General features: G+C 45.1%; 13 protein-coding genes. 7 read left to right on the top strand and 6 right to left on the bottom strand.

The window, feature by feature from the left end; all coding sequences use genetic code 11:
- Positions 1–139 precede the first annotated feature (139 nt).
- Together VTH8203_RS07230 and VTH8203_RS07225 are read left to right on the top strand one after the other, a co-directional pair.
- Positions 140–979, top strand: coding sequence for a glycosyltransferase family 2 protein (locus VTH8203_RS07230; RefSeq protein WP_096993057.1), 840 nt, complete (start codon positions 140–142; stop codon positions 977–979).
- A 100-nt stretch (positions 980–1,079) separates the two neighbouring features.
- Positions 1,080–2,990, top strand: a complete 1,911-nt coding sequence (locus tag VTH8203_RS07225; protein ID WP_158296075.1) for an LTA synthase family protein — start codon at positions 1,080–1,082, stop codon at positions 2,988–2,990.
- A gap of 49 nt (positions 2,991–3,039) precedes the next feature.
- Here VTH8203_RS07225 and VTH8203_RS07220 read toward each other — a convergent pair whose 3' ends face one another.
- Positions 3,040–4,071, bottom strand: a complete 1,032-nt coding sequence (locus tag VTH8203_RS07220; protein ID WP_096993055.1) for a glycosyltransferase family 9 protein — start codon at positions 4,069–4,071, stop codon at positions 3,040–3,042.
- Between the two features lie 142 nt (positions 4,072–4,213).
- Here VTH8203_RS07220 and coaD point away from each other — a divergent pair, with 142 nt between their 5' ends.
- Together coaD and VTH8203_RS07210 are read left to right on the top strand one after the other, a co-directional pair.
- Positions 4,214–4,708, top strand: coding sequence for a pantetheine-phosphate adenylyltransferase (coaD, locus tag VTH8203_RS07215; protein WP_096993054.1), 495 nt, complete (start codon positions 4,214–4,216; stop codon positions 4,706–4,708).
- A 190-nt stretch (positions 4,709–4,898) separates the two neighbouring features.
- Positions 4,899–6,296 carry an ArnT family glycosyltransferase gene (locus tag VTH8203_RS07210; RefSeq protein ID WP_096993092.1) on the top strand — a complete coding sequence of 466 codons (1,398 nt, stop codon included), beginning with the start codon at positions 4,899–4,901 and terminating at the stop codon, positions 6,294–6,296.
- 64 nt (positions 6,297–6,360) lie between these two features.
- Here the strand turns inward: VTH8203_RS07210 and pyrE are convergent, their stop codons facing one another.
- The gene (pyrE, locus tag VTH8203_RS07205; RefSeq protein WP_096993053.1) at positions 6,361–7,002 is read right to left on the bottom strand and encodes an orotate phosphoribosyltransferase; all 642 of its coding nucleotides are present in this window, start codon (positions 7,000–7,002) and stop codon (positions 6,361–6,363) included.
- 212 nt (positions 7,003–7,214) lie between these two features.
- Complete coding sequence (gene rph / locus VTH8203_RS07200) at positions 7,215–7,931, bottom strand: ribonuclease PH (protein WP_096993052.1); 717 nt, start codon at positions 7,929–7,931, stop codon at positions 7,215–7,217.
- A 198-nt stretch (positions 7,932–8,129) separates the two neighbouring features.
- Between rph and VTH8203_RS07195 the strand changes: the two genes are divergently transcribed.
- Both VTH8203_RS07195 and VTH8203_RS07190 read left to right on the top strand, forming a co-directional pair.
- On the top strand, positions 8,130–8,996 hold the full coding sequence (locus VTH8203_RS07195) for a YicC/YloC family endoribonuclease (RefSeq protein ID WP_096993051.1): 867 nt from the start codon (positions 8,130–8,132) through the stop codon (positions 8,994–8,996).
- 184 nt (positions 8,997–9,180) lie between these two features.
- The gene (locus tag VTH8203_RS07190) at positions 9,181–10,386 is read left to right on the top strand and encodes a tyrosine-type recombinase/integrase (protein WP_017042237.1); all 1,206 of its coding nucleotides are present in this window, start codon (positions 9,181–9,183) and stop codon (positions 10,384–10,386) included.
- On the opposite strand, the gene VTH8203_RS07185 is transcribed toward VTH8203_RS07190, so the two are convergent.
- Positions 10,378–10,866, bottom strand: a complete 489-nt coding sequence (locus tag VTH8203_RS07185) for a hypothetical protein (protein ID WP_096993050.1) — start codon at positions 10,864–10,866, stop codon at positions 10,378–10,380. The two genes, VTH8203_RS07190 and VTH8203_RS07185, sit on opposite strands and share 9 nt — an antisense overlap.
- 111 nt (positions 10,867–10,977) lie before the next feature.
- Between VTH8203_RS07185 and VTH8203_RS07180 the strand changes: the two genes are divergently transcribed.
- Positions 10,978–11,307: a helix-turn-helix domain-containing protein gene (locus tag VTH8203_RS07180; RefSeq protein ID WP_001143087.1), complete on the top strand. Its 330-nt coding sequence runs from the start codon at positions 10,978–10,980 to the stop codon at positions 11,305–11,307.
- A gap of 165 nt (positions 11,308–11,472) precedes the next feature.
- Here the strand turns inward: VTH8203_RS07180 and VTH8203_RS24975 are convergent, their stop codons facing one another.
- A complete protein-coding gene (locus tag VTH8203_RS24975; protein WP_244181159.1) occupies positions 11,473–12,057 on the bottom strand; it encodes a hypothetical protein in 585 nt (194 codons plus the stop codon).
- Positions 12,054–12,767 (bottom strand): hypothetical protein, encoded by a 714-nt coding sequence (locus tag VTH8203_RS07170; protein ID WP_096993049.1) that lies wholly within the window; start codon positions 12,765–12,767, stop codon positions 12,054–12,056. The genes VTH8203_RS24975 and VTH8203_RS07170 overlap by 4 nt, the downstream gene beginning before the upstream one ends.
- Between the last annotated feature and the right edge of the window lie 58 nt (positions 12,768–12,825).

Below are 12,825 nucleotides of genomic sequence, written 5' to 3'. Positions count from 1 at the left end.
AAAAAGGGGATCTCATGAAGCGCACTGTGGAGCTGAGTACGCTTTACTTACCATGTCGTTATTCACGTAATCACTCGCTTTGGGAGAGCCTCACTATCGTGAGGATGACGAGATAATTAGAGACGGCGAAAATTTACGAATGACATTATCCCTCGATAATAACCGGGGGTACAAACCAAGGACCATTACCGTGACCAAACCAACACTTGCTGTCGCAATGATTGTAAAAAACGAATCTAAGCACTTACGTGCTTGTCTTGAAACCGTTCAAGGTTGGGTCGATGAGATCGTTATTCTTGATTCTGGCAGTACTGACGATACCAAAGCAATCGCCGACGAGTTTAAAGCAAAATTCCACCTGAACGCTCAATGGCCAGGCTTTGGACCACAACGCCGCTTGGCACAAAGTCATGTAGAGTCTGATTTTGTATTCTGGCTTGATGCCGATGAGCGCGTTACTCCAGAGCTTAAAAAAAGTATTATCGAAGCGGTAGAAAAAAACCAACCTTCCATTATCTATCAATTTGCTCGACTAAGTTGGGTCTTTGGTCGCTTTATCAAACATTGCGGCTGGTATCCTGACAAAGTACTGCGTCTTTATCCAACCAAGCTAACTCAATACGACGACTCTTTGGTGCATGAGAAAGTTGAAACGAATAACAACATGAATATTGAGACGCTGAACGGTGATTTAATCCACTACACCTACGATGATGTCCATCACTACTTAGTAAAGTCAGCGGGTTATGCCAAAGCTTGGGCCGAACAACGAGAGAAGCGTGGTAAACATTCAAGTATCTCTCAAGGGATCATTCATGCAATAGCTTGCTTTGTAAAAATGTACATTATCAAAGCGGGATTTTTAGATGGCAAACAAGGTTTGTTACTCTCTCTATTATCTGCACATTCAACCTTTGTGAAATACGCCGACTTATGGGTGCGCACTGCAACATCACAACCTCAGCAAGACAAAAAGTAGTAATAATATGAACTATCAACAACACTTCCGACAACTCACTAGACTGGTCTGGTTTCAGGTTTTATTAACCACCACTATTTTATTATTAGGTAGAGTGGTTATGTTCACCGATTTCGTGGACTTTAGTCAGTTGGCTGGGCGTAATACAGATCTGTGGCGCATGGTTGTCACTGGCCTTCGTTATGATTTTCGTGTCACGGCGATTGCCTTTGCTCCACTTTACCTTTTCGGCTTAATCTTTGCCTGTCACCCGATGACATGGCGCGCACTTAAGGCCGCTGCGCCGCTATATTCTGCCCTAATTACTTTTTTGATAGCGGCTGTCACTATTAGTAATTACTTCTATTACCAAACCTATCACAATCATTTCGACATTTTTATGTTTGGTTTCTTCGAGGATGACACCAAAGCCGTGGTGGCGAATATGTGGCAAGACTACCCCATATTTAAATGTACAATTTTATCCGCGCTCGCGGCGTTACTAAGCGGCATGTTAGCGAAAAAAATCCTCGTTTCTGAACGCATTATGTCCCCATGGAAAACATTACCCGTAACTGTTTATGGCTTGATTTCTATTGTCATTTTTGTGATCGCTGCCCGCGGTTCCATCGGTACATTCCCACTTCGCCAAGCCAACGCACAGGTTTCTGACTTGGTGGTGCTAAACAAACTCACCCCCAATGGATTTATGGCCATCGATTGGGCTTTAAAAGCACGTAAACAAGACGCTAAATTTGAAGATGTCACACTAGAAAAAGGCCTGTCACTGATAGAAGACACGATTGCTGAAAACGAGCTTTATATCCAAACTGAGGTCAATCCTTATCTGGAGGATACCAAACCGAACGTGGTTTTAGTGGTGATGGAGAGTTTGGGCTCAAATATGTTGGCCTTCGATGACCCAAAAACGAATGATATGCTCGGTAGCCTACGTCAACACTTTGAATCGGATTATTTGTTTGAGCATTTCTTGCCTGCCGATAACGGAACTGCGCCATCACTTGCGCAAATAATGTTTAACAGTCCTATCCCATCGATCAGTCAATCATCGGCACAGAGTTTGACATTAGATGGCACCGCTTTTAAGCCTTATAAAGACGCTGGCTACAAAATCGTTTTTGTATCCCCTGGCAATATGGCGTGGCGAAACTATTCCGACTATTTGCCTATTCAAGGCGTCGACCAAGTCGTAGACCAAAACACACTGCTCAACACCTACCCCGAATCGGCTAAATACATGACTGACTGGGGCCTGCCTGACGATGTGGCGTTTAAATACACTCAAAAGCTTCTTGCCGACGAGCAGGGACCTCTATTTATCATTATACTGTCAGTCACCAATCATCCTCCCTATGTGACACCCGACTATTACGACGCCTACCCGACTCATGTCAGTGACGACTATCGAGAGCGAGCAGGACAAGGTCAAATCGCTCCAGAAGGGATTCAGTCTACGTTCCAATACTCTGCTGACAGCTTAGGTCGGTTCATTTCGGATATCAAAAACGAAAACCAGAAAGACCAATCTCGCCCTACGATTATTGCCGCGACGGGCGATCATCAAATGCGTCGTATTGCAGCGAAGATGCCACAAGAGGTTTATCTAGACAAAGGCGTGCCTTTTTATCTCTACATCCCAGAGAGATTACATCAACATATAGGCATCACCTATGAGCCTCAACGAATCGGTGCTCACAAAGATATTATGCCCACACTATTTAGTGTGAGCTTATCTAATGCTACCTACCTCAATGTCGGCGGTCGTAATTTGATGGCCGAACAAGATAACCCCAACAAGGCATTTGGAGTGAATACCAAGGTTTGGATTAATAAGGATGGAGTTGTGTCTTTAGAGGAACCCATGCGTTTCTACCCTTGGAACAAAAATAGCCTATACCTTGAACCACAAAGCGCTGCCGCCGTCCCCGATGATGTCAAACAGAAAATATCGGCCTACCATGAACTCATGAAATGGCAGTTAAATTATCGTGTCATGCAAGCCAAAGAGTAATGTAATAGACATACAAAAACAGACCTCAATTGAGGTCTGTTTTTGTTTACTATAAACCTTGATGTATCCAGCGATTAATCTCGGGAAGTAAAGCCACAACATCAATTCTAGACATATCCTCTTGTGCCCCAGTATCGGTCGCATGCGGCGGATAAAACGGCAAATGTCTTCCTTCTGAGTTGATAGGCTGCCATCTTAACGGCGTTGCAGAACGCTTAGCCGGGAAAAATCCAACTGTCGGTACATCAAGCGCTGCAGCAATATGCAGCGGGCCTGTCGAGCCTGCGATGAACAAACTCGCGCACGCCAATGAGCACGAGAAATCCACCAGCCCATCATTTTTCTCATAGACCACACTGCGGATAGTATTCTCAGCAAGCAGTTGCTGTAACTGTCTGGCTTTCTTTTCTTCACCAGGGCCCGCGGTGAGAACAATTTCTGCATTCAACTCAATACCACAGATCAGCTCACAGTACTGTTCAAGAGACAAATTGTTCGCGGAGCCTCCGCTGCCAGCATGCACATAAATCCAAGGTAGGCCTTTATTCAGGTCTAGGTCGGTAGAGAGCTTTTCTTTTTGTTTCGCCAAGGCATCGAGAGAAAACGAGAAATAAGGCGCGTGAGGCTCGATAATATCTATGTTTTGATCTCTCAAAAATGCGCGAATCAGATCAAGGTTATACTCGAACTCTGGCTTAGCACTTTGTGAACGCTTTTGTTTAATACGTTTGTTATAGAAGATTTGAGCCAGTTTAGTTGCAGGCGCCAAGCGGTAAGGGATTTTCGCTTTCCAAACCAATAGAGCATTGTACGTCGTGGAAAATAAATTAATGGAGGCGTCAAATTTTGCTCCCTTTAAGGTATTCACCAGTGTGGCTTGAGCACGCTTACTCGCTTCCTCTCCACAATCAACAATCACCTCATCAATCCACGGACAAGCTTTTGCCAAAGCCACTGTATAATTGGGCACAAGAGCCGTAATACGGCACTCCGGTAAAGAGGCTTTCAGCATCGCAAAGCTCGGCCATGCCAACATAAAATCACCGATTTTATCGTTACGAACGACTAAAATATTTTTCATGTAATACTTCTCTTTGATCTCTTATACCTAGCAACGCAAGAATAATAACAAGTCATTGGATTAATGATAACTGTTGCGAGTCTGTTTGTTCGCATCTATAAAATGCTACACTGAACAAAATTTCTTACTTAGAGCAGACATTGTGACCCAGAAGCGTTTATCTCGAGTTATCTACCCTGGTACATTTGATCCTATCACCAATGGTCATCTAGATCTTATAGAGCGAGCGGCCACTATGTTTGATGAGGTGATCATCGCCATTGCCGCCAGCCCCAGTAAGAACACTATGTTTATGCTTGATGAGCGGGTTGAGTTTGCCCAAAAGGTCACCCAGCATTTAGAGAACGTCTCTGTAAAAGGTTTCTCCGGTTTATTAGTCAATTTTGCGAAAGATGAGAGAGCGAACGTCCTTATTCGTGGCTTACGTACTACTGTCGATTTTGAATATGAATTCGGCTTAACCAATATGTACCGACGTTTGTTGCCGGGTTTAGAAAGCGTCTTTCTCACTCCAGCTGAAGAGCATGCGTTTATCTCTTCTACATTGGTTCGAGAAGTAGCCATACACGGCGGTGATGTAAGTCAATTTGTACCGCCATTAATTGAAAAAGCGCTACAAACGAAAAAAGTGGTCTAGCATAAGAGCTTCTTTTGTAAAATTACACTCCTTAACAATAGATTACTTGCCAATTTATTGACCTACACTTAAAGAGTATGTGAGACTCCGTAAGTTTTTATTTGGCAGGATGATATAGCTATCATCCTGTTTTGATTTGTAACAGAAACCCTGTTCTCTGTTTTGGCGACAAGTTGGAGCTAACAAAATGATTAATAAAGAGCGAACGCTATGGACCTTGCTAATTGGTGCGTTGCTCATCCGTCTACTCTCTCTTGGATTCTATCCACTAATGGATACTACCGAATCTCGGTATGGGGAAATGGCGCGAATGATGGTGGAAACTGGAAACTGGTTAACGCCTCTCTATGATTATGGCGTGCCTTTTTGGGGCAAACCACCACTATTTACTTGGATGAGTGCGACAAGCGTTGAGCTATTTGGCTTGTCGGAATTTACTTTACGTCTGCCACACTGGATTGCTGGTGTGATAGTAGTTGGGGCAGTAGCATGGTTTGCCAAAAAGAATGGCTACCATCCTCTTGTTGCCGCTGTTGTTCTATCAACAACGTTAGTCTTCTCTATCTCCGCAGGCGCGGTCATGACAGATATGGCGCTCACCTTCGGGCTGACATTTGCGATGATAGGTTTCTATCAATGCTGGCGTGGTGAGACACTATGGGGTTATGTAGGTTTTGTCGGCTTAGCCATCGGCTTACTCGCAAAAGGCCCTGTAAGTATAGTCTTGTTCGGATTGGCCGTATTTCCGTGGATGGTCATTCAGCATGGTATTGTTGGAGCCTTTGTCGAACTATGGCGTCGATTCCCTCTGATTAAAGGGACATTACTGATGCTCGCTATCGCCTTGCCGTGGTACCTCATGGCAGAGCGCGCAACACCAGGTTTCATTGATTATTTTATTGTCGGAGAGCACTACAAGCGTTTTGTTGAGCCAGGCTGGACCGGTGATCTGTATGGTGCTGGTCATCAAGAAGCAAAAGGCAAGATCTGGTTCTTCTGGATTCTAGCGATATTACCTTGGTCGCTTATCTTGCCGCTACTCATGATCATTAGAGCGAAATTTGGTCTAGAACAAGCTAAAAACAATCATGGCTTTACCAGTTTCGCCATCTGGTGGGCACTATGCCCTCTTATTTTGTTCACCATGTCGAGTAATATTTTAGCGACCTACGTGCTGCCTGGAGCGCCCGCGATAGCGATTCTAATGGCCATTTTCTGGAAACAAAAAGACACGCTTTGGTTGACAATTGCTGCACTTATCGTGCCTGTTGCTTTAATTGTCGCAACTTGGTTACTCAATACGGGGCAAGTTGCTGATAATAGTGATAAGTCTATTTTCCAAAAAATAGATAAATCGATTCCTGTTTACTACTTACATTCAAGACCTTATTCCGGTCAGTACTACAGCAGTGGTAAAGCGAAAGCAATTCAGAACATCGAAGAAATAAAACAAGCCGACGAGTTTTATATTATCTTCCGAAACAATAGACAAGAGCAGTGGGATAAAATGGCGCACGGGCACATCTCTTGTAGCCAGCCAGTCGCGACAAATGCTGAGCGCACCGCCTTACTTTGTCACGCTAAGTAACCAATAGCAAAAAGCCCCATCTAGAACACTCTACATGGGGCTTTTCTCTTACATATTCTTGCGTTTAAATGCCATACTCCGCACGATAGGCTTTCACCGCCTCTAACTGCTCAGCGTTATCACCTTTTTCTTCAAGGAAAGTAATAAGGTCCGTTAAGCTCACTATCGAAATAACCGCACAGCCAAAGTCGCGCTCCACTTCTTGAATCGCCGACAGTTCACCCTTACCTTTCTCTTGGCGGTCAATCGCCACAAGTACACCGGCCAAATCAGCGCCATTGGCTTTAATAATTTCCATCGACTCGCGAATAGCTGTACCTGCGGTAATCACATCATCAACCAACATAATGCGACCTTCTAGTGGACTGCCTACCAAGTTACCGCCCTCACCGTGATCTTTTGCTTCTTTACGGTTAAAACAGTATGGCGTATCCACATTGTGGTGGTCAGCTAGCGCTACAGCCGTGGTTGTAGCAATTGGGATGCCTTTGTATGCAGGGCCAAACAAAACGTCATAGTCAATGCCAGAATCTGCTAATGCTGCCGCATAAAAGCGACCTAAACGCGCAAGATCGCGGCCAGTATTGAAAAGCCCAGCGTTGAAGAAGTATGGGCTTTTACGGCCAGATTTAAGGGTAAACTCGCCAAATTTTAGAACTTCTTTCTCTAGTGCAAATTCAATAAATTCACGCTGGTATGCTTTCATTTTTTCTCTCTCTTTAATTTAATCACAATGTACATTGCGTCACCCACGCAGTGCACTCGTCATCCCCTTGAAAAAGGGGATCTCGTGCAGCAAGTCACTCACATAAGAGCGCCACACTTGCGGACAAAGATCCTCACTTTCGCGTGAGGATGACGTTTTGTAATTAGTGTTTTCTTTACTCAAAAAAATAGCCCCCTTACGGGAGCTATCAATTAATCTTCTAATGCCAGCTTCTGAGCTGCAACGATATCGGCAATGCCTTTATTTGCTGATTCCAGCAATGCCATTAACTCTTGGTGAGTGAACGGTTCACCTTCTGCAGTACCCTGAATCTCGATCATTCGACCGTCTTCAGTCATTACCACGTTCATATCGGTATCAGCTGCGGAGTCCTCTGTGTACTCAAGGTCACAAAGGATATCTTCACCTAAAATACCCACAGATACCGCAGCAACATGCCCTTTCATTGGGTTTGCTTTCAGCTTACCTTTAGCGACCAAGTGAGCGAACGCATCCGCCATGGCTACACTGGCTCCAGAAATAGACGCTGTACGCGTACCACCATCAGCTTGAATCACATCACAGTCAACCGTGATCATGATTTCACCCATTGCTTCTAAATCAACAACAGCTCGAAGACTACGCGCAATCAGGCGTTGAATCTCCATAGTACGGCCGCCTTGCTTACCATTAGCCGCCTCGCGACGCATTCTTGAATGCGTTGAGCGTGGTAGCATGCCGTATTCAGCGGTTACCCAGCCTTTACCTTGGCCTTTTAACCAACGAGGTACATTCTCCTCAACCGTTGCATTACACAACACTTTGGTATTGCCGAACTCGACCAATACAGAACCTTCTGCATACGCGGTATAGTTGCGAGTAATTTTTATTGGGCGCACTTGGTCTGCTGCGCGATCATTTGGACGCATGGACATTACCTTTGTTGGGGAAGAGGATTTGGTTGGGCGAAGATTATAGCGAAGATGGCAAGACGGGTCTAGCATCCTTAGCGTGGGCATCTAGCCAAACATACGCCAATGGATATCGCAACGTGTATTACTTAGCGAACCTCACTATGCTAACATGAAGACAGTTTGAACAATTTATCAATCCAAGGAAATCAATCCATGATCTACAGCATGACCGCATACGCGCGTAAAGAAGTCAAAGGTGACTGGGGTAGCGCAGTATGGGAAATCCGCTCAGTAAACCAACGTTACCTAGAAACTTACTTCCGTCTTCCTGAGCAGTTTCGTGGTCTAGAACCTGTACTTCGTGAGCGTTTTCGCAAACGCCTAGCACGCGGCAAAGTTGAATGTCATCTGCGCTTTGAAGCGAACCCTGCTGCAAAAGGCGAGTTAAATATCAACGAAACGCTCGCTCAACAAGTGATTGGTGCCGCGAAGCAAGTGATGGCAATGACTGGTGAAGACTCTCGCCTAAACCCATTCCAAGTGATGCAGTGGCCGGGTGTGATGGAAACGCCAGAACAAGATATGGATACCATTAACAAGGCTCTGCTTGAAGGTTTCGAGCAAGGTTTAAGTGATTTCATCGACGCTCGTGCTAGCGAAGGTGAAAACATGACAGCGCTTATTGTTCAGCGTCTTGAAGCCATTACTGCTGAAGTCGTTAAAGTCCGTGCTCGTATGCCAGAAATTCTTGACTGGCAACGTGAACGCCTGCTTGGCAAATTTGAAGAAGCAAACATTGAGCTTGATGCCTCACGTGTAGAGCAAGAACTCATTTTGTTGGCTCAAAAATCTGACGTTGCTGAAGAATTAGACCGCTTAGATTCTCACGTCAAAGAAACCACCAGCATCTTGAAGAAAGGTGGCTCTGTAGGTCGTCGTCTTGATTTTATGATGCAAGAGTTCAATCGCGAATCAAACACGCTAGCGTCGAAGTCTATCAGCACGGATATCACAGCCTCAGGTGTGGAGTTGAAAGTATTGATAGAGCAAATGCGTGAGCAGATCCAAAACATCGAATAAGGTTTTTTGAGTCTCTTTGAGCTTACTTAAGCTTACCAAGCCCCTGTAAATAGGGGCTTTTTTGTTTTCAGAAGATTTCAGGTCTTTGCCTCTATTTTCAACCAGCTGGTGAGTTTAGTGGTGAGTAGGATTGATCTAGTATGCCCTTAAATGGTGAGTAACTTTCCATGACAAGGAGAACACTATGGGCAAGCTCAATGCACGTAAAGTCGCCGCTTTAGCCAAAGATGAACCACGCAAAACCGCAGACGGTAATGGTCTGTACTTCGTTGTACCGGCTTCTGGAGAACCGTTTTGGATCTTGCGATTTTCAATCAACGGCAGTCGTCCAGAAATGACACTTGGGTCCTACCCAGAACTATCCCTTGCTGACGCACGCGATGCCGCCTTCCAGCAGCGAAAGCTCATTAAACAAGGCATAAATCCACTGGCCGAACGTCAACGCCGTCAATGGTCAGGTATAGAAACCGTCGAGCAACTGTTCGATGATTGGTATAAAAACGATCTTCAAGTAAGACTGCAACACGCCAACATCCCCAAGCGTATCTACACCAAAGAAATCCACCCAGTGATGGGCAAAATAAGAATCGATCAAGTCACTGCTCTTGATGTAAGAGAAGTAATCAAGCGCGTCGTAGATAGTGGCCGCAAAAGCATCGCAAATGACACCTTGATGTACATGAAACAGCTTTTTCGACATGCAAACAAACTCGACCTCACACAGTTCAACCCGGCAGCAGCTTTTCGTGTCAACGACGCAGGAGGTGTTGAAAAAAGTCGAGAGCGTGTTTTGACCGAAGACGAGATAGCAACTGTGTTTCGAGTGTTCAGAGAGAACAATGTAAGCTTTACACGAGAAAACTATCTAGCTTGCTGCTTATATCTAGTGCTAGGCGTCAGAAATAGCGAGCTCTGCCAAGCGCCTTGGGATGAGTTTGATTTAGATAATGGGATCTGGGAGCTCCCCAAAGAGAGAACCAAAAATGGCATACCATTAACTATCCCACTTCCTCGCCAAGCTGTGGAATGGCTGCAAGAACTCAAAATCAGAGCTCTTGATTCCGATTATGTATTTCCGAGTAGAAGGAGGAGCAAAAATCCATACATGGGCTCAGATACAATAACCACCGCTATTAAATATCTGTTTGGTCGTGACAAAGAGAGGCCAACCAAAAATAAAATGGAAGGGGTTGACTATTTTGTTGTCCATGACCTACGCCGCACCTTCAGAACTCTAGCTTCTGCCGAAGGCATTGACGGACAGGTGGCTGAGCGTTGCTTAAATCACAAACTCAAAGGCGTTGAGGGCATCTACAACCGTCACGACTTTCTGGAAGAACGGAGAGAAGCACATCAGAAGGTTGCAGATCGTATATGCCACTTACTGTGATCGACAAGGGTACGCATTCTTAAATGCATCATACAGATTTACCCTTAAACCAGGCCCTGTAAGCAATGTACTGGGCCCTGGAGTAAAATCAGGCTGTTCTCGATACAGCAGCTCAAGGGATCGATCGACATGAGATCTTACTGATTCAAACTGAATGTTTCTTGGTAAGCAAAGCTGACCATTATCTTGAGGCATACTGACCCAACGCACGATATCATTTGCTCTTTTAAGATCAGGGCGAAGTAACGCCGCATCTTCAACCCACTGAGTCCAAAAAGAAGCGGATTGCAAAAAGCCCTTGAGGAAAAAATTGCACGCTTGGTTAGGCTGGCCACACATCTGCTTCCAATCACCATATGTGAGCTCATAACTAGGCACAGCATATGCCTGGGCAGATAAACCTACCGATAAACATACACTGAGGGCTTTCAACGGTACACCACTTCTCGTTTTTCTTTTAAGTGCAAACTTACTGGGCATTTTTGCTCTCCATGACTATTCCATCAACCATAAAGCTTAGATATCCTAAGTATACAGAATCATGAAAAACTTAGAAGATCTAAGCATCTAGAGATTGTCGATGAATGTGATTTGCCAACCCCAAGCCCCTTACCAACACGCCTTAAAGAGGCAAGAACGCGAGCAGGCATCAGCCAAAAAACGCTCGGTATTCGTATTGGTATGGACCCAAGCGTGGCGAGTGGACGCATGAACCATTATGAGAAAGGCCGCCATACGCCTGATATCAACACGTTAAGAAAAATGGCAGAAGAACTAAACGTACCCATTGCGTTCTTTTTCTGTGATTCACCAAAGACAGCTGAACTTCTATGCCTTATAGAAAATCTCTCAGAAGAAGAAAAAAGCACACTAATTCAAAAGTTAGCTAGCAACCAGCCCCACACCTCAAGTAAATCCTAAGTTCACAGGGAAGTTGGGAAACGTGGGAAATCGGGAAAACTACCCCTCCTTGTTACTCTCACCCCGCTTTGCCTGATATGCGGCATACCAGTAGACACATCCAACAGCAGCTATTGTTAACATCAGCCCCGCGAGCCAATACCAAAGCAAATCCATACAGCCTCCTTAAATCGTTGAATCAAAGGGATCGCAGCTAATACCACCACAGTCAAAACCAGTATCAATGCTAGTCATGCTGTCATTCCCAAACACATTACCACCGATGTCAATGCAGGAGTTTTCCACCATGGGAAGACCGCTTGCTGGATTAATATAACCACACCAAAATGATGGGCTCGAATCAGAACTGGAATCTGCGATATCAGGCATCAATTCTGCACTCGCTGCACTGACCAATCCAGCTCGGTATACTCCTGAACTTGATAAGCCAGATAACGAACCATCTCGCATCGACATTTGTCCATGTCCAGCGAACCTTCGCCCCCTTCTTGACCTGCCATAACGTCGATGTAGCTTGTTCACGTAATAAGATGCAGTGAACAAAACAGTCAAAAATGAAATTGGGCTGGGCAAGGAAAACAACAGCACCACAAAAAGAATCCATTTCACTATTAGTTTTAGCGGCCAGAGCCAATCACGGTGAACGGTTGTCTTCGCGTCTTTTTCCGTGAAAGCATGTGGCTCAAAACCTGTGCAACCAGGGTGCTTTGCAGACACTTCATCAGAAACGGTATGCATCTTCAGAATCATGCTACCTCCTCAGCCATAGAGTGACTCAACTGGGAAAAAACAGTGACTACCAGCCAGTGAGTCTCCTGTGGCACTAGCAAGAAATATAGATCTCCCGTGGGGTGGTGCCAGATTTGACTGCCGTCGTCACCGTACTTCAGCAGTTTCTGAAATCGTGTACGATCTGAGAGTCTCGCTTGACGAAGCTCAGGGTTGCAAAGTTGACGTTGTAGGCTCAACCAGGGAGATTTCGTGTAACCGTGACGAAAGCGCTCTTGGTAACGCTGTATTGCATGGCGACTGATTGTAACAGGCCCTAATACTGGAGAATCAAACACAGGTTGAGGAAAGCGATATGGCTGGATCATTAGTATCTGGTCAGTAGAAGCGGCAACACCGACAATTTCATCAGGATTGAGTTGCACTCCATCCAGCCACGTCTTCAAATACTGACCGGCTTTCCGCAAATCATTACTTGAGCTCTGCTTCAAAGACCGAAGGGTCGCACACGACAACCCTATCGCAAGACCTTTACCGCTGCCTGGACGATGGCCGAATACCTGACGGTCCCAGAGCAAATAGCGTACTACAGTAAGCTCTGCAACTGCTATACGATGCTCAATCTGACTTACGCGTACATCAATCACACCATTTTTTGATAAACCAGAGAACCACGCTACGCTCACGTTAAACTTACTGGTGGCAATTGTTTGAATTTTCAATTTCATCATATGAAACCCCTCCTATTTACTACCAAAATATCACGTATTTTAAAAATGCAACCTCCAA

The organism is Vibrio thalassae (assembly GCF_900089835.1).
In the GTDB taxonomy this organism is placed as follows: domain Bacteria; phylum Pseudomonadota; class Gammaproteobacteria; order Enterobacterales; family Vibrionaceae; genus Vibrio; species Vibrio thalassae.
The sequence above is the reverse complement of the archived record's forward strand: the minus strand, read 5'-3'. Positions and strand labels throughout refer to the sequence as shown.